This is a genomic window from Streptomyces sp. NPDC102283, from assembly GCF_044766265.1.
In the GTDB taxonomy this organism is placed as follows: Bacteria; Actinomycetota; Actinomycetes; order Streptomycetales; family Streptomycetaceae; genus Streptomyces.
In genome coordinates this window covers 434,658-457,111 of the sequence record NZ_JBIWLQ010000005.1, presented here as the reverse complement: position 1 = coordinate 457,111, position 22,454 = coordinate 434,658, and the positions used below count along the sequence as shown (strand labels likewise).

Here is a 22,454-nt window from a genome sequence, read left to right as displayed (position 1 = left end):
GAAGGATGGACGCAGACGTGACCGACAGTGCTGGCCCGCCGTCCGACCCGGACCACTCGGCCGGGGACAAGCCGCAGGGCAGGTCGCAGGAAGAGCCCGGACCCGAGGACGCGAACCCCGAGAAGGGGACCCCCAAGGACGGGACCCCCGAGGATGTGAACCCCGAGGACGGAGCCCCTGAGGGCGGGACACCGGCGGCCGGGGAGGAGACCCCGGCCGCCGCGGATCCCGAGCCCGAGGCGGGCTCCGAACCCGAGCCGGGCGCCGAACCCGAGCCGGATCCCGCGAAGGCCGGCAGCGGCGAGAGCGCCGGGGAAAGTGACGGCGCACCCGAGGCAGGGGGCGACGCCGGCGTGCGGACCTGGGCCGACCGGCCCAAGGACGGCATCGTCGCGGCCCGCAAGCGCCGCTGGCTGCGCTGGACCGCGCTCGGCGCCTCGTTCCTCGTGCTGGTCGCCGCGGGCGTGGGCTGGTGGATGTACCAGAAGCTCGACGGGAACATCACCACCGACACGAGCGCCGCCGCCGAACTCAAGGCGTACGAGAAGGAGCGGCCGACCCCGGTCGTCATGGACGCCCAGAACATCCTGCTCATCGGGTCCGACAGCCGGGCCGGGGACAACCGGAAGTACGGCCGGGACGACGGCGGCAGCCAGCGCTCCGACACCACGATCCTGCTGCACCTCGCGGCGGACCGGAAGAGCGCGACCGCCGTGTCCCTCCCCCGCGACCTGATGGTGGAGATCCCCAGCTGCCGCACCGAGGACGACAAGGAGACGCGGGAGCAGTTCACCCAGTTCAACACCGCGTTCGAACTCGGTGGAACCGCCTGCACCATCCGCACCGTGGAGCGGATGACCGGCATCCGCGTCGATCACCACATGGTCGTCGACTTCAACGGCTTCAAGGACATGGTCGACGCCGTCGACGGGGTCGAGATCTGCCTCAAGGAGCCGATCGACGACAAGGACGCGCACCTGGAGCTCCCGGCGGGCCGGCAGACGCTGAACGGCGAGGAGGCCCTCGGCTACGTACGGGCGCGCAAGACCCTCGGCGACGGCAGCGACACCGAACGCATGGAGCGCCAGCAGCAGTTCCTGGGCGCCCTGGTGAACAAGATGCAGAGCAACGGCGTCCTGCTCAACCCGACGCGGCTCTACCCGGTGCTGGACGCGGCGACCAAGTCGCTGACCACGGACCCGGGGCTGGACTCGCTGCGCGACCTGTACGACCTGGTGCGCGGGATGCGCAACGTGCCGACCGAGCAGGTGCAGTTCCTGACGGTGCCCCGGCAGCCGTACCGCAACAACGCGAACCGGGACGAACTCGTCGAACCGGACGCCGGTGACCTGTTCAAGCAACTCCGCGAGGACCGGCCCGTCGCCGTGGTCCCGGCAGACGAACTCAAGGAAGCGCGGCAGGGCCAGGAGGGGAAGCAGGACGGGAAACCGGACGACACGGGGTCCGGGAGTCCGACGCCCACACCCACCTATTCGGGGTCGAGTGCGGCAGACGACCTGTGCAAGCAGTAAAGCAATTGCCAAGACACAGAACACAATCGACGCCTAATGGGAAGAATGCCCGGTTGTAAGGGGCGTGGAATGTGTCACGCACGTCGCTCGACGCGGAATCGGCCGGATAGTGTGACGCGATCCGGTGCTTCCGGCCGTCAGGTCGTGCACTGCTGGAGCGAAGGAACGAGCGCCTTGCCGGGGGAGGGCGCCTCGCGTGGCACCGACGGAGGACGCAGGCAACCGTGGACGCGCACAGTCGTGGACGGGCGGACGATATCGACCCCGCCGACCAGTGGGTACTCAACCCGCACACCGGCAATTACGAACTGCGACTGGATCACTCCACTGGGGAGTCGAGCAGTCCTTCGCGTACGGCCACAGCCGAGGGAACCGGTCGCCGCGGCGGCTCCCGGACCGGTTCGTCCCGCGAGGGCTCGTCCCGCGAGGGCTCGGGACGCGAGGGCTCGGGACGCCGCGGGTCCGGTTCGCGTGAGCGCGAGGGCGCCCCGGACGGGCCGCGGCAGGTACCGGGTCAGCGCAGCCGCCGCAGCTCCCCGGGGGGACGCGGGGCCGCCGAACCGCCCTCGGCCGGCCGCCGGAAGCGCAAGCCCCAGAAGTCGCGCAAGAAGAAGGCGCTGCTGTGGACCGGCGGGGTCATGGCGTTCGTCGTGGTGGGCACCTCGCTCGGCGCGTACCTCGTCTACCAGAAGCTCAACGGGAACATCGACGCCATCGACGTGGGCGACGCCGGCAGCAAGAACGTCGTGACCGACGGCCCGATGAACATCCTGATCATCGGCACCGACAAGCGCACCGGCAAGGGCAACGAGGGGTACGGCGACAAGGGCAGCGAGGGCCACGCCGACACCACCATCCTGTTCCACGTCTCCGAGGACCGGACCAACGCGACGGCGATGAGCATCCCGCGCGACCTGATGACCGAGATCCCCGAGTGCGAGTCGAAGAACGGGGACGGCACCTCCACGGTCATCCCCGGCACCCCGAACCAACGCTTCAACACCAGCCTCGGCCAGAACGGCCGCAACCCCGGCTGCACCATGAAGACGGTCGAGAACATCACCGGGGTCAAGCCCCACCACTTCATGATGGTCGACTTCAACGCGGTCAAGGACCTCACCACCGCGGTCGGCGGCGTCAAGGTCTGCATGGCGAAGCCGATCGACGACCCGAAGTCGCATCTGAAGCTGCCCGAGGGCGAGTCGAAGGTGCAGGGCGAGAAGGCGCTGGCCCTGCTGCGCACCCGGGACAGCTTCGGCAACAGGAGCGACCTCGACCGGATCAAGGTGCAGCAGCAGTTCCTCGGCTCGATGATCCGCGAGATGAAGTCGAACGACACCCTGACCAACCCGAAGAAGCTGTACAAGCTGGCCGACGCCGCCACCAACGCGCTGACCGTCGACACGGCCATCGGCGACGCGACGAAGCTGATGACGCTGGCCGAGGAGATCGGCAAGGTCGACACCAAGAACATCAGCTTCCTCACCATGCCGGTCATAGACAACCCGGCCGAGCCGAAGCCCGTCACCGTGGTCGTGGACCCGGTCAAGGGCGAGCAGCTCTTCGCAATGATGCGCTCGGACACCTCGCTGACCGAGGTGAAGCAGAAGGAGAAGGCCGCCAAGGGCAAGCAGGCGGCCCTGCTCAAGGGGCCGAAGGCCGAGGCCGCCGACGTACGCGTGGACGTCCTCAACGGCGGTGAGATCCCCGGCGCGGCGGGCTCGACCGTCACCTGGCTCCAGAACGAGCAGGGGGTGCTGAAGTCCACCAACAAGGCCAACGCACCCGAGAAGATCAAGAAGACGACGCTGGAGTACGCGCCCAACCAGGCCGATCAGGCCCGGGCGCTCGCCGAGATGATGGGACTTCCCGCAACGGCCATGAAGCAGGGCACCGCCGACGCCGAGGGACTCGAGGCGATGGTGCTCACGCTGGGGGCGGACTTCAAGGGCGCGGGCCAGCTCATCACCGGACCGGCGAAGCCGCCGAAGGACATCGAGAAGGCAAGCGCCGACAAGGCGGTATGCGCCCAGTGACACCGGGTCACCGCGTCACAGCGGAAATCTGAACAGCATGGGGGGTCCGGTGGGACGGAGCAGCACGCCCGGGGCGAGGACGCGATCACGCGGCCGCCGCGCCGATCAACTCGGCCGGGACGGGAGCCCGCACGGCGACGGCGGACGGAGCGGGGGCGACGGGCCGGGGGACGGCGACGGGCCGGGTGGCCGTGAGGTGCCGGAGGGCGGCCGTGAGGTGCCGGAGGGCGGCCGTCGGACGGCGCGGGGCCAGGGTGGGAGCGGGGGCGGCGTCCAGGGGCGCAGCAGCCGCCGCGCGCCCAAGAGCGCCAAGCGGCGCGTGCTGCGCTGGAGCGCCTCCGTGCTCTCGGTGGTCATACTCGCCACCGGCGCGACCGGTTACCTCTACTACGAGCACCTCAACGGCAACATCAAGAAAGAGGATCTGACCCTCGGCGACAAGCAGATGGCCGATCACAAGGCCAACGCCGCCGGGCAGACCCCGCTCAACATCCTGCTCATCGGTTCCGACGCCCGGGACTCCAAGGCCAACCAGAAGCTGGGCGGGGCGAAGGAGACCTTCGGCGCACCGCCGCTGGCCGATGTGCAGATGCTGCTCCACATCTCCGCGGACCGCAGCAACCTCTCCGTGATCAGCATGCCCCGCGACACCATGCTGAAGATGCCCAAGTGCACGGCCCCGGACGGCGAGGTCTTCCCGGCCAGCACCACGGAGGTGCAGACCAACCAGAGCCTGGGCCGCGGTGGTCCGGGGTGCACGGTGGCCACCTGGTACGAGCTGACCGGCATCAGGATCGACCACTTCATGATGATCGACTTCGCCGGTGTGGTGTCCATGGCCGACGCCATCGGCGGCGTCCCGGTCTGCGTCGACGCCAACATCAACTCCCGCGGCCGGGACGGCAAGGGCTCCGGGCTGAAGCTGGAGAAGGGCACCACCTCCGTCCAGGGCGAGCAGGCCCTCCAGTGGTTGCGCACCCGGTACGGCTTCGAGGACAACACCGACCTGGGGCGGGCGAAGGCCCAGCACCAGTACATGAACTCGATGGTGCGTCAGCTGCGCAAGGGCACCAAGCTCACCGACCCGGCGAAGCTGATGAACCTCGCCGAGGCGGCCACCGAGGCGCTGACGGTCGACAAGGGCCTCGACACGGTCAAGAAGCTCTACGACCTGGCCGAGGAGTTCAAAAAGGTCCCCACGAAGCGCATCACGATGTCGACCATGCCCAACGTGTACGGCACCGGCACGAACAACGGCCGGGTCTACCCGAAGGCGGGCGACGCGGAGCAGCTGTTCCGGATGGTCCGCGACGACGTTCCGCTGGACGGCAAGGCCTCCAAGCGGAAGAAGCCGGAGGTCACGAAGGACCCGTCGGCGCCGGTCGGCGAGATCGCGGTCGCCGTGCGGAACGGGACCGCCACGGACGCGCTCGGGTCGGCCTCGGGGCGCGCCGGTGACGTGATGGAGCAGCTGAAGGACGCGGGCTTCGCGAAGGCCACCGTCGACCCGGGGAACGTGACCGGGGCCGCGCGGACGGCGATCCTGTATCCGAGCGCGGATCTGGAGGGGGACGCGCAGGCGGTCGCCAAGGCGCTCGGGATTCCGCTGTCGCAGGTGAAGAAGTCCACCGATGTCTCGGGGATCTCGCTCGCCGTGGGCGCGGACTGGCGCGAGGACGGGACGTACCCGGTGTCCAAGGGCAAGGAGAAGACCCCGGATTCGGCGGGCGCCCTCAACGGCGACGACGAGAAGGCCTGCATGAAGGTGAACCCGAACTACACCTGGTGACGTCGCGAACGGCACGTGTACGCGGCCGAAGGGCCCCTGGAAACCGCTGGAACTCCAGGTCCCGGCGGTGGCGGTGGGGCCCTTCTGTCGTGTACGGCTGCCGGGTCAGACGGTCTCGCTGCTGCCGGTCATCGCCGGGCGGCGGCTCGCGATGACCCGCTTGGCCAGGGACCGGGGGCTGGTGAGGAAGCCGAAGCCCCAGCACATGTGCATCGTCGCCAGCGCCACCGGGATCTGTGCGCGGGCCTTCAGCGAGAGGCCCTTGCCCGCGGGCAGCGACCCGGCGACGATCGCGGCCACGTAACCGCCGGGGACGATCAGGGCCCACGGGGTGACGGCCGCGCCCAGGACCAGGCCCGCCGCGATGGCGACGACGGCGGTCGGGGGTGCCAGGTAGCGGAGGTTGATCGAGCCGGAGTGGTAGCGGGCGACGACGTGGCGCCAGCGGCCGTAGTCCTTGTACTGCTTGGCGAGCGCCTTCACCGTGGGGCGCGGGCGGTACTGGACCTTCAGCTCGGGCGAGAACCAGATCAGCCCGCCGGCCTCGCGGATGCGGAAGTTCAGCTCCCAGTCCTGGGCGCGGATGAACTCGACGTTGTAGCCCTCCGCCCGCTCCAGGGCCTCGCGGCGGAAGACGCCCAGGTAGACGGTCTCGGCCGGGCCGGCCTGGCCGCCGGTGTGGAAGGCTGCGTTGCCGACGCCGATCTTGGAGGTCATCGCGGCGGCGACCGCGTCCTCCCAGGCGTTCTCGCCCTCGGCGTGCATGATGCCGCCGACGTTCTGCGCGCCGGTCTCCTCCAGGAGGCGGACGGCGGTCGCGATGTAGTTCGGCGAGAGCATGCCGTGGCCGTCGACCCGTACGACGACGGGGTGGCGGGAGGCCTTGATCGCCGCGTTCAGGGCGGCGGGGGTGCGGCCGGTGGGGTTGGGCACGGTGTGGACCCGGGGGTCCTCGGCGACCAGCTCGGCGGCGATCTCGTCGGTACGGTCGGCGGAGGGGCCGAGCGCGATCACGACCTCCATCTCACCGGGGTACTCCTGCTCCAGGATGTGCCGGACCGAGTTCCTGAGATGACGTTCCTCGTCGAGCACCGGCATGATCACGGAGACGGCGGGGTACTGCGCGGCAGACATGTGGTCCTCGGGTGGTCCTCGGGGGCGCCGGGGGTGCCGCACCGCTGGAGGCGGGCGCCCCGGGAGGTGGCGCTATTCGGCCGCCACGTTACCGCGAATGGGGGATACCGGTGCGCGCCGCCGGGTCGTGGGCCGGGACGGAGATCGTATGGGCCTACCGTGCGATGGTCCCCTTGCACCGCAGAGGTGTCTCCCTTGCACCCCGGAGGTGTCTCCCCCGTGCCCGCACCGCAACGACCGCAGCGTCCGCCGCATCCCCGCTCCACTCCCCCGCGCCGCCGCCCGCCCCAGGGCACCCGGCCGGTCCGCCGCCGCAAGCAGGACGAGCGGCCGCGCTGGGGCATGCGGGTGGCCACGGGCCTGTCGGTGCTGGTGCTGGGGGCCGGCGGGATCGGGCACGCCGTGGTGAGCAGCCTGGAGGGCGGGATCGGCCGGGTCGATCCGTTCAAGGACATGAAGAACCGCCCGCAGGGGGGCCACGGCACGAATCTGCTGCTCGTCGGCACCGACGGCCGGGACACGATCACCGAGGCCGAGAAGAAGAAGTACCGGCTCGGCGGTGCGCCCTGCCACTGCACCGACACGATCATGCTGGTCCATCTGTCGGCCGACCGGCAGCGGGCGAGCGTCGTGAGCCTCCCCCGGGACAGTTACGCCGAGATGCCCGCCCACACCGACCGCACCACCGGCAAGCACCACGAGAGCCATCCGGTGAAGCTGAACGCCGCGTACGCGGAGGGCGGGCCCACGCTGACCGTGCGGACCGTCGAGAGCATGACCAAGGTCAAGATCGACCACTATCTGGAGGTCGACTTCACCAGTTTCATGAAGACGGTCGACGCGGTGGGCGGGGTGAAGATCTGCACGGCGCGGCCGATGAAGGACTCGTACACCGGGCTGGACCTCCCCGCGGGCACCCATGAGCTGGACGGCGGCCGGGCGCTCCAGTACGTGCGCTCGCGCCATGTGGACGTCGGCTCCGACCTGGGCCGGATGCAACGCCAGCAGAAGTTCGTGGCGGCACTGATCAAGCAGGCGACGAGCAGCGGGGTGCTGCTGAACCCGGTGAAGTTCCAGCAGGTCTCGGCCTCGGCGCTCGGCTCGGTCCGGGCGGACGAGGGATTCGGTACGGAGCAGATGCTGGCGCTCGGCAAGGCGATGAAGGACTTCGGGCCCGAGTCGTCGGAGTTCGCCTCCGTGCCCGTCGGCAACCCCAGCTTCCCGGTCAAGGGCATCGGTTCGACGGTTCAGTGGGACGCGGAGAAGGCGGAGAAGCTGTTCCGGGCCCTGCGCGAGGACAAGCCGCTGGCCCCGGCGAAGCAGAAGCCCGCGGCCGGTCCGGAGAAGCCTCCGGCCACGCTCGTGGACGTGGCGCCGAAGCAGGTCCGGGTGCAGGTCTACAACGGGACCCCGAAGGACGGTCTCGGCCGGACGGTGGACGAGGCGCTGCGGGCGACCGGTTTCGCCACCACCGAGGCCCCGCTCAACGGGGAGGCGCGGGAGCTGAAGCGGACGCTCGTGGAGTACGACCCGCGCTGGGACCGGTCGGCGAAGTCGCTGGCCACGGCGCTGCCCGGGAGTGAGCTGAAGGCGGTGAAGGGCCAGGGCCCGCAGATGAAGGTGACGGTGGGCTCGGACTTCACGAAGGTGCAGCGGGTGAGGGCGGAGAGCCGGCAGACGGGCGACTTCTCCACGGTGCGTGGCGACGAGGTGGTCTGCCCGTAACCCGGTGACGGCGAGTCGGGGGCCGTACGGGCGGGTCCAGCCGGTGACCGCGACTCGGCAGCCGTACGCGCGGGTCCAGTCGTCACCGGTGACCGCGAATCGGCAGCCGTACGCGCGGGCTCAGTCGTCGATGCCGTCGGCGGCGCGCTTCTCGCGCAGTTCCTTGATCGCGCGGCGGCGGGCCAGCCGGTGGGTGCGCCGGATCTGCGCCTCCTGGTAGCGCCGGTTGTCGCGCTCGGTCTCGGGGATCACCGGCGGTACGCGGCGCGGCTTGCCGTCCCCGTCCACGGCGGCGAAGACGAGATAGGCACTGCCGACCTGCTGGGCGGGGGTCGACTCGTTCCAGCGTTCGGCCATCACCCGGACGCCGACCTCCATCGAGGAGCGGCCGGTCCAGTTGACCTGAGCGCGTACGTGAACGAGGTCGCCGACCCTGACCGGCTCCAGGAAGACCATCTCGTCCATCGAGGCGGTCACCGCGGGCCCGCCGGAGTGCCGGCCGGCCACCGCGCCGGCGGCGTCGTCGACCAGTTTCATGATCACGCCACCGTGCACCGTGCCGAGGAGGTTGGTGTCGCTGCCGGTCATGATGTGGCTGAGGGTGGTCCGGGACGCCGCGGTCGGCTTGCCCGGAATCTCGCCCTCCGGGCGGGTGGCCTGATCTGTCATACAGTCCACCTTATGCGGGGGCCCGCGTCCCGCAGAATGCATCAGGTTCGCAACAGCCCTGGTGCGATTTCCCTTACACCCTGTAATACCTGTGGGCCGGGACGGCACACTGTGCGGATGAACGATTGGCCCGATCGACGGACCGGCGACCGCAGCGAGCGCTACGGGCGGGGCAGTGCCAACCCCCAGCCCGAGAGTGCGCGGGCGATGCCGCACATCCAGCGCCGCCCCGCCCCGCGGAGGCCGTCGGCGCCGCCGCAGAGGCCGCAGGTGCCGCAGCAGGGCCAGGGATACGACGACCGCTACGGCAACAGCCCCGACCCCGGGTACGACAGCGGCTACAACACGGGCCAGGTCTACGGCTCGGGCGGCGGATCGGGCGGCGGCGGAGGCGGTCGTCGCGGCGGTGGTGACGGGGGTTACGTCCACGGCCGCCCGGACTGGCGTCGCCGGATCAAGCTCGGCGCGCTCACCCTGGTGGTCGTGGTGCTCGCGGTCTCGATCTCGACGTACTTCTGGGCCGACTCGAAGCTGAAGCGCGAGGTCGACCTCTCCAAGGTCATCGAGCGCCCGGAGTCCGGCGACGGCACGAACTACCTGATCGTCGGCTCGGACAGCCGTGAGGGCATGTCGGCCGAGGAGAAGAAGCGGCTGCGCACCGGTTCCGCGGAGGGCAAGCGGACCGACTCGATGATGATCCTGCACGACGGCTCAGGCGGCCCGACGCTGATCTCACTGCCGCGCGACTCCAACGTCGAGATCCCGTCCTTCGTGGGGTCGGAGTCCGGGAAGAAGTTCCAGGGCACCGGCCGGCAGGTGAAGCTGAACGCCGCTTACGCCGAGGACGGCCCCGAACTCCTGGTCCGCACGGTCGAGTTCAACACCGGGCTGCACATCGACCACTACGTCGAGATCGGCTTCGGCGGCTTCGCGAAGATCGTGGACGCGATCGGCGGGGTCGAGCTGGACATCCCGAAGGCCTTCAAGGACAAGAAGTCCGGGGCCGACTTCCAGGCGGGCAAGCAGACGCTGAACGGCGAGCAGTCCCTCGCCTTCGTCCGGACGCGGTACGCGTTCGCGGGCAGCGACCTGGACCGTACGAAGAACCAGCAGAAGTTCCTCGCGGCGCTGGCGAGCCAGACGGCGACCCCGTCCACGATCATCAACCCGTTCAAGCTGTACCCGACGATGGGCGCCGGCCTGGACACGCTGATCGTGGACAAGGACATGTCCCTCTGGGCACTGGGCAACATGTTCTTCGCGATGAAGGGCGTCACGGGCGGTGAGGGCACGTCGATGAACATCCCGATCTCGGGCAGCGTCGGCGGCAACCTGGTCTGGGACAAGGCCAAGGTGAAGCAGTTGGTGGAGCAGCTCAACAACGACGAGAAGGTCACGGTCAAGGGCAACTGAGGCCGCGAGCAGAGCCGTTGAGGGGCGCCGGGCTGTTGCCCGGCGCCCCTCTTCCGTCTGCCGGGGCAGCCTACGAGCCGTGGGTGATGTTCCCCTTCTCGTCCATGAGGGGGTGGATCTGGGAGGGGCCGTAGTCGTCCACGTCGGAGGGGCGCGACTTCTCCGGCCCGTCCGGACCGATCCGCATCACCCTCTCGACCCGGACCACCTCGAACCGCCGGCCCCGCAGGACGAGTTCGTTGGGCCTCCGGCGCGCGGTGAACTTCTTCGCGGCCCGCGCGCGCAGGGCCGCCTCCTTCTCGTCCACCTTCATCCAGGCGGGCAGCTCCGGCGTGTCCGGCAGATCCGGAAGCTGGGGCACGGGCCGGGTGAGGTGGTGGACGAGGGCACGGCGGGCTCCCTGCGGGGTCGAGTACTGCCCGGTCACCATCGACCAGGTCAACTCCTTCCGCTCCACCACCCGGAACGTCGTCGGGAGGAGCACGACCCCGGGATGAGTGGTCAACGCCCGCCGGGAGTCGGCCCGTACGTCCTCGGGGAAGCGGGTGGCGGTGTAGGAGAGCCCCAGCAGCCCGGCCCGGTCGATCCCCTCGGTCAGCCCGACGGCGGCCGCGTGGTCGACGACGAAGCCCTCGGTGCGACAGGTGTCGGGTGCGTCCAGGTCCCAGCTGTCGTCGTCCGGGTCGGTGGCCCGGGGCGGCTCCAGGCGGTCGCCGCCGATCCGGGCGAACTCGTCGGCGCGCACGACCCGGTAGCGGACTCCGTCCGCCGACACCTCGTCGGTCGCCTCGACCTCCAGCCGCGCCACGGCGTCCAGCAGCGACCTCCGCACCGCCGGGTCCTCGGTGTCGTCCCTCGCCCTGAACCACAGGAGCGAGTTGAGCTCGTCCCGGGCCATCTGCGGGAAGCCGCAGTCCAGTTCGCCCAGCAGCCGCCAGCGCGGCCGGTCGCCGCGCCGCTGCTCGGCAAGCCCGAACAGGGGCCCCCGGACCACGATGTTCGGGTACTTGCGGACCGAGGCGAAGGCGTCCGCCTCGGTGACCTCGGAGACCGGGTCGTCGTGACGGGTGACGTTGATCGTGAGGTGGTCCGGCGATTTCTCCGGGTGAGCATTCATGCACTCAGTGTGCCGAAGGGGGGTGTCGGTGTCAGGGTTTCCGCCGTAAAGGGTCCCCGTCGAACGGAGTTGACGCCGACGAGCGCGCCCGGCCGTCCGTGGGGGCCGAGCGCGCTCGGAGCGTGCGGGTTGGCGCGTGAGCTTCAGCTGCCGGAGGCCGAACCGGAGGCGTACGGGACGAAGTCGGCCCAGGCGGCGGAGGTGAAGCCGAGCTGCGGCCCGGCCAGGTCCTTGGAGTCACGGACGTGCACGGCGCTGCGGGCGGCGGCGACCTCGACGCAGGCAGGGCCGTCGTTGCTGCTGTAGCTGCTCTTGAACCACTCCAGAGCGGAGCTGTCTCCACCCGTGTTCTTGCGCGTCTTGTCTCTCCCAGCACTTTCTCGACGAAGGCCATCGACTCCCGGGGAGTGAGACCCTGCGCCCGGACGAGACCGAGCCGCTGCTCCAGGACCCTTAGCCCCTTGGGGGCGAAGGTCAGGCAATTGAACAACTGTCCTTCCAAGTGCCCCACCGCCGTTCCGTCCTTGAACTTGAGGAGCTGGAGCCGGCCGCCCATTCCGGCGTGATCCTCCCGGTCGGTCGGCATCACCTGGATCTCGACGTTCCGCAACTGTTGCAGCTCCACGATGTGTTCGAGCTGGCGGCGCAACACCGGGCGCCCACCGAGCGGCCGCCGGATCGTCACCTCCTCCTGGACGAAATTCAGCATGGGCAGCGGCTTCCGGCGGAAGATCTCCTGCCGTGCCATGCGTGCCGCGACGTACCGCTCGACCTCGTCGGGCGCGAAGGACGGCCGCCGCATCTCGTAGAGCGCACGGGCGTATTCGGCGGTCTGGAGAAGCCCGTTGATGTTGTGATCGTCGTACGCGCCGAACTCGACCGCCGCCCGTTCGAGCTTGGCGAGGTCCTTCACCTTCTTCGGGTACCGGGCCTCCGCTACGTCCTGCTTCATCGCGGAGATCTTGCCGCCCGCCCCCACGGCTCGGTCCGTCCCGTCCAGGAACTCCGGCTTGGGGATGCGCCGTCCGCCCTCGACCTTGTAGACGAGGTCCTCGCCGTATCCGATGGCCGTGCCCAGTTCGGCGGCGCGCAGCCCCGCCGCCTCCCGCCAGAGTCTGATCTGCCGCCCCACGGCGGCCATCACCGCGCTCGAATCGTCCGCCGGATCGATGTCCAGGTCGAGATCCGGCTCGGGCTCGGTCACGTCTTCGTCAGCCATGGTGCGCAGCGCAGGGACGGCGGACCGGGCCGAGTGACGGACCCTCGGAAATCCACCCGGAATCGCTGCTCACACCGGGTCGCGGCGCGCCACGACCCGGTGGAGGCCGACCGGATCGTGGTCCACCGCGACCCGGTGGACCACGACGTCAACTACTCAAAGAACCAAGAGAAATTACCCAACCCCACCCCACCCGATCCCGGTGGTCAATTGCGGGACGGGCCGGTCACCCACATGGGTGAGATTCACCAACTGGTGTGGATTTCGGCCGGGTTGGCAGGCATATGCTCGCGCTGACACACAACCCCAGACATGAGACGGCCCCCGCCGGGACGGCAATCCCGAGCGAGGACCTGACCACCAAGGAAGAAGTAGCTTCCCCATGGATACCCAGCACGATATCGCCCTCACCCGCGCCCTGGCGGAGATTCCCGGACCGCTGCCGTTCTCCGGCGTCATCCACGTCGCGATCCCGCACACGAGCCGCTTCACGGTCGTCGGCAACCACCTCGCGCAGCACGCCGAGCTCTCCCTCACCGCGATCGGGATCGGCGTACACATCCAGTCGCTGCCCGCCGGGTCCAAGGTCGGCATCAAGGCGCTCGCGGCCCGCTTCGCCGAGGGCGAGACCACGATCGCCGCCGCCCTGCGCGAGCTGGAGACCCACGGCTATCTGCACCGGACCCGCGAGAGGCTGGCGAACGGCCGGATGATCACCCGTACGGTGTTCTGCAACCGGCCGGGGGCGTTGCTGCGGGGCGGGACCGTGGTGCCGGTAGGGGTGGCACCAGGGCCAGCGCCAGGGCCAGTGGTGACGTCCGTGGTGCCCGCATCTGCGCCCGCGCCCCCACCTGCGCCCGAGCCCACCCCCGTACCGGAGGAAGCACACCCGCCGGCCCGCTTACCGTCGCGCAGCGCGCCCAAGCCTCCGCGCAGGCCGCTCCCGCAGCCCCGCGAGCTCACCCCGGAACTGCACCGGGCCGCATCCGCACTCCTCGCCGACCTCCGGCGTCACGCGCCGGAGCTGGTGCTCTCCGAGGACGACGTCGAGGAGCTCGTCCCCGGCGCTGCTGCCTGGCTGGAGCGGGGCGCGCACCCCGACGCCGTCCGCCACGCCCTGACGGCCGAGCTCCCGCAGCCGCCCAAGTACCCGGCGAAGATCGTCAGACACCGCCTCACCGCCCTCCTGCCGCCACCGCTCCCCGGAGCCCAGGAGCTGGCCCCGGTCCGCCGGACGCCCGTCACCCCCTTCCAGACCTGCGAGGGCTGTGACCGCGCCTTCCGCTCCCCGGCCCCGGGCCACTGCCGCGACTGCCGGGCCCAGTACGGGGAGGCGGCCTAGGCGTATCACCCCGCAGCGCCCGGACGGGCTTGACCTCAACCGGAGTTGAGGCTTGAGGGTGACGCCATGACGATCTCGACGGAACAGCGCGCGGCGGTTCGGAACTGGATCAGGGAGACAGCGCATTCCCTGACCACCGTGGACGCGTCGGAGCCCTTGGACGACCTACGGCCGCTGCTCGGCATGGTCCCCGAGCGAACGGTCGTGGTGGGCCACGGCGCCGGGACGCGCGGCGCACACCAGGTCTCCGCTCTCCAGACGCGCATGGCCCGTCTGCTGGTCGGCGAGGCGGGCTTCCGAACGGTCGCCCTCGACCAGGACTGGACGCTCACCGCCCGGCTCGACACCCACATCCGCACCGGGGCCGGGGACCCCGTGGCACTGCTGGAGGCGGCCGACCCGTTCTGCCGCACCGAGGAGATCCTCGCCCTCCTCCGGTGGATGCGCGCCTTCAACGAGACGCACCCGGGTGATCCGGTCCGCTTGATCGGGGTCAGCCCTCATGGGACGGGGGCGTCGACGTACGACACGGTGGCCGACTACGTGCGCGGAACCGAACCCGAGCTGATGGACGAACTGGAGCGGCACTACGCGGACCTCCGCCCCGCGGGTGACGTGTCCGCGCACACAAGCCGATTCCGGGCGCTGTCCGACAGGCGGCCCTGGCGCGACCGCGCACAGGCGGCGCACGACCTGGTGGCGGGAGCGCCGATCCACGACGGACACGCTTGGGCACTCCACAACGCGCGGCTGATCGTCCAGTACTACGAGCTCCACGACCACGACGACGATCCGCTGGACCCGCACAACATGGCGTACTACGAGCGGTTCTTCGCCGAGAACGTCCTGTGGTGGCAACGGCACACCGGCCACCGGACGCTGTTCTGGTCCTCCAGCTCCCACACCGCCGACGCGCGCACCAGGGTCGTCAGCTTTCCGCCGGACCCGGCCTCTCCGTCCCGTAACGCGGGAAGCCACCTGCGCGAACACCTCGGCACCCGGTACCTGTCGATCGGCCTCACCTTCGGTGCGGGTGAACTGGCCACCTACACCGACGCCCCGGCCTTCCGGGTGCCCGGCCCCGTACCACCGTTGATGGAGTCGGTGCTGGACGACGAGGCCACGGGCGACTACCTGCTGAACCTCCGCGCGGAGGCTCCGCGGGAGGTCGCCGACTGGCTCACCCGGACCGCCGTGTCCCGGCTCATCGGACCACGCCACGACCCTCGACGCGACACCGATCACCACATGACGGGCGGTTCTCCGGGCGAGTGGTTCGACGTACTCGTCCATCTACGGCAGGTGACTCCGGCGCGCCCCTTCCACACGGTGAGCCCTCCGGCGAAGAAGCAACCGTGACGTGTGCCGGCCGTCACGCCCCGGGCGCGCGGCCGGGTCCTGCCGCTACGCCTGGCGACGACATCCGGCGAGGAGGATCGCCACCATGCGCGCGGCGTCCGCCCGGTCGTAGTCGGGGCCGGTGATGCAGAGGTTCCCGATGGCGCGCATGAGCGTGTACGCGGTGATGTCCGGGCTGACCTCGTCGGCGGCGACGCAGGCGTCGAGCAGCGTCGCGCAGGCCGGGACCAGGGTGTCGAGCATGAGGGCGTGGAGCTTCTCCAGCCCCGGATCACCGGATCCCAGGGCGGCGCCGAGGCCGTGCTTCGTCACCAGGAACTCGACGAACGCGTCCGCCCAGCGGGTCAGGGCGGTGAACGGGGAGGCCGATTCCTCCAGGAGCCGGGGCGCGAGTGCGGTGCAGGTGTCGATCTGGTGCCGGTAGACGGCGGTGACGAGGTCCGCCCGCGTCGGGAAGTTCCGGTAGATCGTGCCGACACCGACGCCGGCCCGTTCGGCGATGTCGCGGATGGGGGCTTGGACGCCCTGATCCACGAAGACCGCCGACGCCGCCGCCAACACGCCGTCGCGGGTGCGCTGCGCCTGCGCCTGGCGTACTCCGACCGGTTCCGGCACGAGGCTCCCCCTTTGCTCGCGGAACAATGTTCCGCTAAGTTGGCGGAACGCTGCTCCGCCAAAGTATGGCAGAGCGACCTCGTACAGAGAGCGCAGGTCCCCCATGCCCTCCAGCCACCTCGGCCTCGGCCTGGTCCGCGGCCCGGACCGCGACCAGCGGATCGTCGCGATCAAGCCCATCACCGTTCCCGCGCCCGGCCGCAGCGTCGGCCTCCAGGTGAAGGTCACCGCCCCCCTGTCGGGCCACGACCTTCCCGTCATCGTGTTCTCCCACGGCAACGCATGGTCCCTGGACGGATACGAGCCCCTCGTCGACCGGTGGGCGGCCGCCGGGTTCGTCGTCGTACAGCCCACCCACCTGGACTCCCGCCGCAACGGCATCGGGTGGGACGATCCGCGCTTCGCCACCGTCTGGCGCGTCCGGATCGCCGACCTCCACGCGGTCCTCGACGGCCTCGGCGACCTCCTCGCCCAGGCCGGCGGCCTGGAGACCCGCGTCGATCAGGAGCGCATCGCGGTCATCGGCCACTCCTGGGGCGCGCAGACCGCCGGGGCGATCCTCGGAGCTCGCGTGCTGGACGCCGACGGGGTTCCAGGAGAGGACTTCTCCCACCCCGCCGTCTCGGCCGGCGCGCTGATCGCCGCGACCGGAACCGGCGACACCCTCACCCCGTTCGCGGCCGAACACCTTCCGTTCATGAGGCCGGACTACTCCACGATGACCACCCCGGCCCTGGTCGTCGCGGGCGGCAAGGACCAGTCCCAGCTCTCCACCCGGGGCCCGGAGTGGTTCACCGACGCCTACCACCTCAGCCCGTCCCCGAAGAGCCTGCTCACCATCGCCGAGGGCGAGCACACCCTGGGCGGCCTCGCCGGCGAGAGGGCCGCCGAGACCACCGACGAGGACCCCGACCGCGTCGCCCTCGTCGCCGACGTAGTCTCCGCCTACCTCCTCGACGCCCTCAAGCTCGACGACGCCGCGTGGGCCGCCCTCGAGCGCACCGCTGCGGCCGACGACGGCGTGTGGAGCGTCGTCGGCAAGTGAACCCGCACCAGCCCCGTGGCGGTCAGGCGCCGCAGCCGTACCGCTCGGCGAGCCTGGTGGCCACTTCCCGCATCACGGTCGCGTTGTTGCGCTGCGCGGTGTCCGGGTCGACGAGGCCCGGCTTCTCCTTTCGCGAGGCCAAGCCCTCCTCGTCCTGCGAGGGCACCTTCAGCGACGCCGCGATGTACGGGGCGGTCGAGCCCATACGGGCGGCGCAGCCGGCAGGCAGGGTGACGTGGGCCGAGTCGGGACGCGCCCAGCCGGTGAACCCGGGACCGAGAGGGACGGAGTCCTTCTTGTCGCCAGGGGCGCTCCGGGTGTCTTCGATGAGCAGTTGGTAGACCCCGCGCGGGTAGTCGCTGTCGGGGCCGGCGCGCAACACGGAGCACCCCTTGAACACCGCGTAGTCGGTGCTCCTGCCCTTCCTCTCCCACTCCTCCGTGCTGACCTCACCGCCCTTGCCGTCGTCGATCAGTCCGGCCGTCTCCCGGCTGAGCGCACCGTGACACAGGCTCTGCGGCAACGGCGGCTCCTCCTCGCCGTCCGGCCAGACACTCGCTGTCACCACGGCCACCCCGGCAACGCCGAGCACGACGGTCAGCGGCAGCCACTTCTTGTCCATCGGTTCCTGTCCCATCCACTCATCAGCATCCACTCATCAGCATCCGCTCAGGCATCCGCATCGGCGTTCGCATCGTTCAGGCGCCCGTCAGACACCTGTCGGGCCCGCCCGGACGCCCGGCCTGACGCCCCGCCCCTCTACGCTCTCCCACTTGCCAGCAACGCGGCGTGCGGCAGCGTCAACAGCCCGTCCGCAGAACGGAATTCGGCGCACAGCTCGTCGTACACGCGCCTGGCCGCCGCCACCCCCTCCGCGCCCCCGCTGTTGAGGACCTGGCCGATCGCGCCGATCCCCCGCTCCGCCCCCGCCCACCAGGTCTCGGGGTCACAGCGGTGCTCCCACACCGCCTCGGAGCACTCCGCGCCGAGAAGCCCGGCCCCGTCGAGGAGGGCGGCGAGCCCTTCGGGCGTACGGGGGAAGTCGTCCTCGGGGGCGAGTGCGGGGAGCCAGTCGGGGCGGGTGAGCCCGGCCGCCCGTACCGCGCGGCCGATCAGCGCCTGACCGGGGGCTCCGGGCGACCTCCAGACGGTGACCGCGACCCGGCCGCCGGGGCGGGCGATCCGGCGCAGCTCGGCCAGCGCCTCGCGCGGGCGGCCCACGTGGTTGAGCACGAAGTTGCCGACGACCGCGTCGAACGTGTCGTCCGGGTAGGGAAGTTCGGGCAACCCTGCCGTGCGCACCTCGGCTTCCGGGACCGCCCGGCGGGTCGCCTCCGCCATACCGGGCTCGGCGTCGACGGCGTGCACCCTCGCACCGCGCCCGGCGGCGAGAGCGCTGATGGTGCCGCTGCCGCAGCCCACGTCGAGGACGCGGCTGCCGGGCCCGGCCCCGGCGGCGTCGAGGAGGGCCGCCGCCGGGTGGGCGCAGAGCAGGGCACAGGTGCGGGCGTACGCCTCGGCCTTGCCGGACCAGATGCGGCGTTCGGCGCGGTCGAAGGGGGTCGGGAAACGCTCCGCGTCCGCACCCGGGGAGACGGCCACCGCGCCCGTTGCCCGTGGCACCGAGGAGGCGGTCATGACACGGCTCCCTTCGGTTCGAGTTCGGCGAAGTCCTCGTGGAGGGCGTCGAGATGGCGGCCGGTCGGTGCGCCGGCCGGGGTCAGCTCCGCCAGCCGCCAGCCGGGCAGTTGCGCTTCCACCTCGGCCGGGAGCGACCCGTCCGCCGGGTCCGCCAGGGCGTGCAGCACCCCGAACACGGTCTCCCTGGCGACCTCGCGGGCCAGTGCGCCGAGGTCCTCGGGGGCGAGCCCGGCCGCGAGGGCCCGGGCGACGGCGTCGGCGGCCGCCCCGTCGGTGCGGTAGGCGTCGACCCACTGCGGGGCCGCCGTGCCCCAGGCCTCGACGTCCTGCCACACCGTCCGCAGGAGGCGGTAGCGGGCGAGCTGCGGCAGCCCCTCCTCGGCCTCGGACTCGGCCCAGTCGCGGGCGTCGTCATCCGCCCCCAGGGCGCTGAAGAGGGCGGTCAGCCTGTCGAGTTCGGTCATGGGGAGGGAGGCTACCGGCCGGGGCCGGGGTGCGGTCGGGGACGGTGCGCGGTGCGGGACCGATGAGTTCTCGCGGGGTGCGCGGTCTGCACTTCCGTAAGACTGAGAGGCGACGCCGGGCGCCGGCCTGAGCCCGCCACGACACAGCCAGGAGACCTGATGCGCACCCTGATCAGTACCGCCTTCGTTTCGCTCGACGGCGTCATGGAGGCCCCGGGCGGCGAGCCCGGCTACCGGAACTCGGGGTGGACGTTCAAGGACGTGGAGTTCCTGCCGGAGGCGTACGCCATCAAGGGCCAGGAACAGGAGGAGGCCACCGCCCTGCTGCTGGGCCGGGCGAGCTACGAGGCGTTCAGCCCGGTGTGGCCGGGCATGGAGGAGTTCACGGGGTACAGGGCGATGCCGAAGTACGTCGTCTCCACCGAGCTGACCGAGGGCGACCTGGTGGCCGACTGGGGCGAGACCACGATCCTGCGGTCGCTCGACGAGGTCGCCGCCCTGAAGAAGACCGAGGGCGGCCCGATCATCGTCCACGGCAGCACCGATCTGAACCGGAACCTCGCGGACGCCGACCTGATCGACCGGTACCACCTGCTCGTCTTCCCTCTCCTGCTCGGCGCGGGCAAGCGCCTGTTCAGCGACACGGACAAGGACGCCCAGAAGCTGAGGCTGGTCGAGCACGAGGCGTACGCCAACGGCATCCAGAAGAACGTCTTCGAGGTCGTCCGCTGACGCGCCCGGAAGGGGCGCCTCCCCGGACGCGGCCGGACCGGCGCCCCCGCCCCTGCCCGGCCGGTCAGCCCGCGCGCACCCCTCGCAGGACGGTCTCCGCCACCTCGGCGGGCACGACACCCGTCGTGTCGACCAGCCGAGCCTCCCGGCGCAGCCACGGCAGGGCCCGTTCGTAGTCGGACAGATGGTCCAGCCGCCACTGCCGGGCGCCGGCGCTCTCGGGCTTGCTGTCGGTCTCGATACGTTCGACGAGGGTGTCCCGGTCCGTGTACAGCAGGACGTGGTGCACGGGGATTCCGGCCCGCGTCAGGCCGGCGTGGATCTCCTGCCAGTACGACTCGACCAGAACCGTCTGGGTGACCACCAGCGTTCCGCCCACGTGGTCGAGCACCTGCCGCGCGGTCTCCACCACCAGGCCCCGCCAGGGCGGGAAGTCCTGGAAGTCCTTCTCCGGCACTCCGAGCACGTGCCAGAGCATCTCGCCGACCTTCTCGGTGTCGAACAGCCGGGACTCCGGGAGGAGCGAGGTCACCTCCTTCGCGGTGGTGGTCTTGCCCGCGCCGAAGGTTCCGTTCAGCCAGATGATCATCGCTCCACCTTAGGCGCGGCCGAGCACTCCGGGTCCGGCGCGGCTGAACACCCCGCCCCCGGAGCGGCCGTTCACCGTAGGTTCGGACACACCCGTCGTGAGGACGGACCGGCCTACGTATCAGGGAGCCCGCATGGCAACCATCCACCACACCACCTTGACGCCCAGCAAGCTGGAGCTCCTCACCGCCTGGCTGCCGGGGCAGAGCTGGTACGCGGGCTCCGGGGAGACGCCGGAGCTGGTCAAGGCCGGCGGGTTCCGTCTGGACGATCCGGAAGGAGAGGTCGGGATCGAGTTCATGGTCGTGGCGGACACGGCCGGGCAGGAGCCGGTGGCGTATCTCGTGCCGCTGGGCTACCGCGGCGCGGCGCTGGAGGACGTCCCCGGCGAGGCGCTGATCGGTACCTCCGAACACGGGGTGCTCGGCACCCGATGGATCTACGACGGCGCCCACGACCCGGTGGTGCTGGCGCGGTTGCGCGCCCTGCTCGGCGGCGAGGCGAAACCGCAGCAACAGAACGTGAGCGACACCCCCGACCCGACCGTCATCGTGCACGGGGCCGGTGCCGGTGCCGGCCAGGGGGCCGACGTCCGGATCAACCGCGTTCTGCGGGCGACGGAAGCCGAGCAGGGGTCACCGGGAAGCCTCGTCGCCGGCTGGACCTGGCCGGACGGGACGGCCGCACGGGGAGAGATGGCGGCCGTGACACCGCGGTAGTGTCCGTCACTCCGCTGTGGGCTGGGCCCTTGCGAACGGTCCCCGGCGTTCTCCACCGGGGACCGTTCGACAGAAGGCGTTACGGCAGGTTGCGCGCCATCACGATGCGCTGGACCTGGTTGGTGCCTTCATAAATCTGGGTGATCTTGGCGTCGCGCATCATGCGCTCGACCGGGTAGTCCCGCGTGTAGCCGTAGCCGCCGAGCAGCTGGACGGCGTCCGTGGTGACCTCCATGGCGACGTCGGAGGCGAAGCACTTGGCCGCGGCGCCGAAGAACGTGAGGTCGCCGTCGACGCGCTGGGACTTGGCGGCGGCCGAGTAGGTGAGCTGGCGGGCCGCCTCCAGCTTCATCGCCATGTCGGCGAGCATGAACTGGATGCCCTGGAAGTCCGCGATCGGCTTGCCGAACTGCTTGCGCTCCTGGACGTACCCCTTGGCGTAGTCCAGCGCGCCCTGGGCGATGCCGAGGGCCTGGGCCGCGATGGTGATGCGGGTGTGGTCCAGGGTCTTCATCGCGGTGGCGAAGCCGGTGCCCTCCTCGCCGATCATCCGGTCGGCGGGGATGCGCACGTCGTCGAAGTAGACCTCGCGGGTCGGGGAGCCCTTGATGCCGAGCTTCTTCTCCGGGGCGCCGAAGGAGACGCCCTCGTCGGACTTCTCGACGACGAACGCGGAGATGCCCTTGGAGCGCTTGGTCGGGTCGGTGACGGCCATGACCGTGTAGAACTCGGAGACGCCCGCGTTGGTGATCCAGCGCTTCACGCCGTTGAGGACCCAGAAGTCGCCGTCGCGCACGGCCTTCGTCTTCATGCCCGCCGCGTCGGAGCCGGCGTCCGGCTCGGAGAGGGCGTACGAGAACATCGCGTCGCCCTTGGCGAGCGGGCCCAGGTACTTGCGCTTCAGCTCCTCGGAGCCGGAGAGGATCACCGGGAGCGAGCCGAGCTTGTTGACGGCGGGGATCAGGGAGGAGGAGGCGCAGGCGCGGGCCACCTCCTCGATCACGATGACCGTGGCGAGCGCGTCGGCGCCGGCGCCGCCGTACTCCTCCGGGACGTGGACGGCGTGCAGGTCCGAGGCGACCAGGGCGTCCAGCGCCTCCTGCGGGAAGCGGCTCTCCTCGTCGACCGCGGCGGCGAAGGGGGCGATCTTCGTCTCCGCGAGCGCGCGGATGGTCTCGCGGAGCATGTCGTGCTCCTCGGCCGGACGGTACAGGTCGAAATCGGTCGAACCCGCCAAGACGCTCACTCCCCAGATGCTAACTACCGTTAAGTAACTCAATTTTAGTGCGCAGACCGCCGGACGGCATACGTGCCG

The 22,454-nt window shown here is 70.7% G+C and carries 20 protein-coding genes and 1 pseudogene; 10 read left to right on the top strand and 11 right to left on the bottom strand.

Translation table 11 applies throughout. From position 1 onward, the window contains the following. Nucleotides 1-5: 5 nt before the first annotated feature. The 3 genes from ACIRJT_RS13510 to ACIRJT_RS13500 all read left to right on the top strand — a co-directional run bounded on the left by ACIRJT_RS13510 (nucleotide 6) and on the right by ACIRJT_RS13500 (nucleotide 5,357). Complete coding sequence (locus tag ACIRJT_RS13510) at nucleotides 6-1,532, top strand: LCP family protein (protein ID WP_403908188.1); 1,527 nt, start codon at nucleotides 6-8, stop codon at nucleotides 1,530-1,532. 224 nt (nucleotides 1,533-1,756) lie between these two features. Further along, entirely contained in the window at nucleotides 1,757-3,568 is a 1,812-nt protein-coding gene (locus ACIRJT_RS13505; RefSeq protein ID WP_403908186.1) for an LCP family protein, read from the top strand. A 37-nt stretch (nucleotides 3,569-3,605) separates the two neighbouring features. Continuing rightward, nucleotides 3,606-5,357, top strand: coding sequence for an LCP family protein (locus ACIRJT_RS13500; RefSeq protein ID WP_403908184.1), 1,752 nt, complete (start codon nucleotides 3,606-3,608; stop codon nucleotides 5,355-5,357). A 105-nt stretch (nucleotides 5,358-5,462) separates the two neighbouring features. Here ACIRJT_RS13500 and ACIRJT_RS13495 read toward each other — a convergent pair whose 3' ends face one another. Further along, nucleotides 5,463-6,491 carry a glycosyltransferase family 2 protein gene (locus ACIRJT_RS13495; RefSeq protein WP_403908182.1) on the bottom strand — a complete coding sequence of 343 codons (1,029 nt, stop codon included), beginning with the start codon at nucleotides 6,489-6,491 and terminating at the stop codon, nucleotides 5,463-5,465. A 342-nt stretch (nucleotides 6,492-6,833) separates the two neighbouring features. Between ACIRJT_RS13495 and ACIRJT_RS13490 the strand changes: the two genes are divergently transcribed. After that, nucleotides 6,834-8,216 (top strand): LCP family protein, encoded by a 1,383-nt coding sequence (locus ACIRJT_RS13490; protein ID WP_403908262.1) that lies wholly within the window; start codon nucleotides 6,834-6,836, stop codon nucleotides 8,214-8,216. A gap of 120 nt (nucleotides 8,217-8,336) precedes the next feature. On the opposite strand, the gene ACIRJT_RS13485 is transcribed toward ACIRJT_RS13490, so the two are convergent. Beyond that, complete coding sequence (locus ACIRJT_RS13485) at nucleotides 8,337-8,885, bottom strand: acyl-CoA thioesterase (RefSeq protein WP_018961270.1); 549 nt, start codon at nucleotides 8,883-8,885, stop codon at nucleotides 8,337-8,339. A gap of 117 nt (nucleotides 8,886-9,002) precedes the next feature. On the opposite strand from ACIRJT_RS13485, the gene ACIRJT_RS13480 reads away from it, so the two are divergent. After that, the gene (locus ACIRJT_RS13480; RefSeq protein ID WP_403908180.1) at nucleotides 9,003-10,298 is read left to right on the top strand and encodes an LCP family protein; all 1,296 of its coding nucleotides are present in this window, start codon (nucleotides 9,003-9,005) and stop codon (nucleotides 10,296-10,298) included. 70 nt (nucleotides 10,299-10,368) lie between these two features. On the opposite strand, the gene ACIRJT_RS13475 is transcribed toward ACIRJT_RS13480, so the two are convergent. From ACIRJT_RS13475 to ACIRJT_RS13465, 3 genes and pseudogenes are all read right to left on the bottom strand, one after another. Then, nucleotides 10,369-11,415 (bottom strand): DUF5954 family protein, encoded by a 1,047-nt coding sequence (locus ACIRJT_RS13475; protein WP_403908178.1) that lies wholly within the window; start codon nucleotides 11,413-11,415, stop codon nucleotides 10,369-10,371. Nucleotides 11,416-11,558: 143 nt separating this feature from the next. Beyond that, nucleotides 11,559-11,741 (bottom strand): DUF397 domain-containing protein, encoded by a 183-nt coding sequence (locus ACIRJT_RS13470; protein ID WP_403908261.1) that lies wholly within the window; start codon nucleotides 11,739-11,741, stop codon nucleotides 11,559-11,561. Nucleotides 11,742-11,776: 35 nt separating this feature from the next. Beyond that, nucleotides 11,777-12,634, bottom strand: a pseudogene (locus ACIRJT_RS13465) (helix-turn-helix domain-containing protein); the annotation flags it as partial. Nucleotides 12,635-13,016: 382 nt separating this feature from the next. Here ACIRJT_RS13465 and ACIRJT_RS13460 point away from each other — a divergent pair. After that, a complete protein-coding gene (locus tag ACIRJT_RS13460; protein ID WP_403908176.1) occupies nucleotides 13,017-13,976 on the top strand; it encodes a hypothetical protein in 960 nt (319 codons plus the stop codon). Nucleotides 13,977-14,042: 66 nt separating this feature from the next. Next, a complete protein-coding gene (locus ACIRJT_RS13455) occupies nucleotides 14,043-15,335 on the top strand; it encodes an erythromycin esterase family protein (RefSeq protein ID WP_403908174.1) in 1,293 nt (430 codons plus the stop codon). A 45-nt stretch (nucleotides 15,336-15,380) separates the two neighbouring features. Here the strand turns inward: ACIRJT_RS13455 and ACIRJT_RS13450 are convergent, their stop codons facing one another. After that, nucleotides 15,381-15,950 carry a TetR/AcrR family transcriptional regulator gene (locus ACIRJT_RS13450; protein WP_403908172.1) on the bottom strand — a complete coding sequence of 190 codons (570 nt, stop codon included), beginning with the start codon at nucleotides 15,948-15,950 and terminating at the stop codon, nucleotides 15,381-15,383. A gap of 103 nt (nucleotides 15,951-16,053) precedes the next feature. On the opposite strand from ACIRJT_RS13450, the gene ACIRJT_RS13445 reads away from it, so the two are divergent. Continuing rightward, nucleotides 16,054-16,995, top strand: coding sequence for an alpha/beta hydrolase family protein (locus ACIRJT_RS13445; RefSeq protein ID WP_403908170.1), 942 nt, complete (start codon nucleotides 16,054-16,056; stop codon nucleotides 16,993-16,995). Between the two features lie 22 nt (nucleotides 16,996-17,017). Here ACIRJT_RS13445 and ACIRJT_RS13440 read toward each other — a convergent pair whose 3' ends face one another. The 3 genes from ACIRJT_RS13440 to ACIRJT_RS13430 all read right to left on the bottom strand — a co-directional run bounded on the left by ACIRJT_RS13440 (nucleotide 17,018) and on the right by ACIRJT_RS13430 (nucleotide 19,100). Next, on the bottom strand, nucleotides 17,018-17,632 hold the full coding sequence (locus ACIRJT_RS13440) for a hypothetical protein (RefSeq protein WP_403908168.1): 615 nt from the start codon (nucleotides 17,630-17,632) through the stop codon (nucleotides 17,018-17,020). Between the two features lie 122 nt (nucleotides 17,633-17,754). Continuing rightward, a complete protein-coding gene (locus tag ACIRJT_RS13435) occupies nucleotides 17,755-18,633 on the bottom strand; it encodes a class I SAM-dependent methyltransferase (RefSeq protein ID WP_403908166.1) in 879 nt (292 codons plus the stop codon). Continuing rightward, nucleotides 18,630-19,100: a hypothetical protein gene (locus ACIRJT_RS13430; RefSeq protein ID WP_403908164.1), complete on the bottom strand. Its 471-nt coding sequence runs from the start codon at nucleotides 19,098-19,100 to the stop codon at nucleotides 18,630-18,632. The genes ACIRJT_RS13435 and ACIRJT_RS13430 overlap by 4 nt, the downstream gene beginning before the upstream one ends. Before the next feature lie 159 nt (nucleotides 19,101-19,259). Here ACIRJT_RS13430 and ACIRJT_RS13425 point away from each other — a divergent pair, with 159 nt between their 5' ends. Beyond that, nucleotides 19,260-19,832 (top strand): dihydrofolate reductase family protein, encoded by a 573-nt coding sequence (locus tag ACIRJT_RS13425; protein ID WP_403908162.1) that lies wholly within the window; start codon nucleotides 19,260-19,262, stop codon nucleotides 19,830-19,832. 64 nt (nucleotides 19,833-19,896) lie between these two features. Here the strand turns inward: ACIRJT_RS13425 and ACIRJT_RS13420 are convergent, their stop codons facing one another. After that, on the bottom strand, nucleotides 19,897-20,421 hold the full coding sequence (locus tag ACIRJT_RS13420; protein WP_403908160.1) for an AAA family ATPase: 525 nt from the start codon (nucleotides 20,419-20,421) through the stop codon (nucleotides 19,897-19,899). 133 nt (nucleotides 20,422-20,554) lie between these two features. Here ACIRJT_RS13420 and ACIRJT_RS13415 point away from each other — a divergent pair, with 133 nt between their 5' ends. Next, nucleotides 20,555-21,139, top strand: a complete 585-nt coding sequence (locus ACIRJT_RS13415; protein WP_403908158.1) for a 1,4-alpha-glucan branching protein — start codon at nucleotides 20,555-20,557, stop codon at nucleotides 21,137-21,139. A gap of 79 nt (nucleotides 21,140-21,218) precedes the next feature. Here ACIRJT_RS13415 and ACIRJT_RS13410 read toward each other — a convergent pair whose 3' ends face one another. Beyond that, the gene (locus ACIRJT_RS13410; protein WP_403908259.1) at nucleotides 21,219-22,376 is read right to left on the bottom strand and encodes an acyl-CoA dehydrogenase; all 1,158 of its coding nucleotides are present in this window, start codon (nucleotides 22,374-22,376) and stop codon (nucleotides 21,219-21,221) included. Between the last annotated feature and the right edge of the window lie 78 nt (nucleotides 22,377-22,454).

Excerpts from the sequence above, each read along its gene's own strand:
- ACIRJT_RS13435 (WP_403908166.1), bottom strand. The coding sequence starts at position 18,633 with ATGACCGCCTCCTCGGTGCCACGGGCAACGGGCGCGGTGGCCGTCTCC.
- ACIRJT_RS13445 (WP_403908170.1), top strand. The coding sequence starts at position 16,054 with ATGCCCTCCAGCCACCTCGGCCTCGGCCTGGTCCGCGGCCCGGACCGC.
- ACIRJT_RS13415 (WP_403908158.1), top strand. The coding sequence starts at position 20,555 with ATGGCAACCATCCACCACACCACCTTGACGCCCAGCAAGCTGGAGCTC.
- ACIRJT_RS13485 (WP_018961270.1), bottom strand. The coding sequence starts at position 8,885 with ATGACAGATCAGGCCACCCGCCCGGAGGGCGAGATTCCGGGCAAGCCG.
- ACIRJT_RS13480 (WP_403908180.1), top strand. The coding sequence starts at position 9,003 with ATGAACGATTGGCCCGATCGACGGACCGGCGACCGCAGCGAGCGCTAC.
- ACIRJT_RS13420 (WP_403908160.1), bottom strand. The coding sequence starts at position 20,421 with ATGATCATCTGGCTGAACGGAACCTTCGGCGCGGGCAAGACCACCACC.
- ACIRJT_RS13455 (WP_403908174.1), top strand. The coding sequence starts at position 14,043 with ATGACGATCTCGACGGAACAGCGCGCGGCGGTTCGGAACTGGATCAGG.
- ACIRJT_RS13460 (WP_403908176.1), top strand. The coding sequence starts at position 13,017 with ATGGATACCCAGCACGATATCGCCCTCACCCGCGCCCTGGCGGAGATT.
- ACIRJT_RS13490 (WP_403908262.1), top strand. The coding sequence starts at position 6,834 with ATGCGGGTGGCCACGGGCCTGTCGGTGCTGGTGCTGGGGGCCGGCGGG.
- ACIRJT_RS13510 (WP_403908188.1), top strand. The coding sequence starts at position 6 with ATGGACGCAGACGTGACCGACAGTGCTGGCCCGCCGTCCGACCCGGAC.
- ACIRJT_RS13500 (WP_403908184.1), top strand. The coding sequence starts at position 3,606 with ATGGGGGGTCCGGTGGGACGGAGCAGCACGCCCGGGGCGAGGACGCGA.
- ACIRJT_RS13475 (WP_403908178.1), bottom strand. The coding sequence starts at position 11,415 with ATGAATGCTCACCCGGAGAAATCGCCGGACCACCTCACGATCAACGTC.
- ACIRJT_RS13430 (WP_403908164.1), bottom strand. The coding sequence starts at position 19,100 with ATGACCGAACTCGACAGGCTGACCGCCCTCTTCAGCGCCCTGGGGGCG.
- ACIRJT_RS13440 (WP_403908168.1), bottom strand. The coding sequence starts at position 17,632 with ATGGGACAGGAACCGATGGACAAGAAGTGGCTGCCGCTGACCGTCGTG.
- ACIRJT_RS13495 (WP_403908182.1), bottom strand. The coding sequence starts at position 6,491 with ATGTCTGCCGCGCAGTACCCCGCCGTCTCCGTGATCATGCCGGTGCTC.
- ACIRJT_RS13425 (WP_403908162.1), top strand. The coding sequence starts at position 19,260 with ATGCGCACCCTGATCAGTACCGCCTTCGTTTCGCTCGACGGCGTCATG.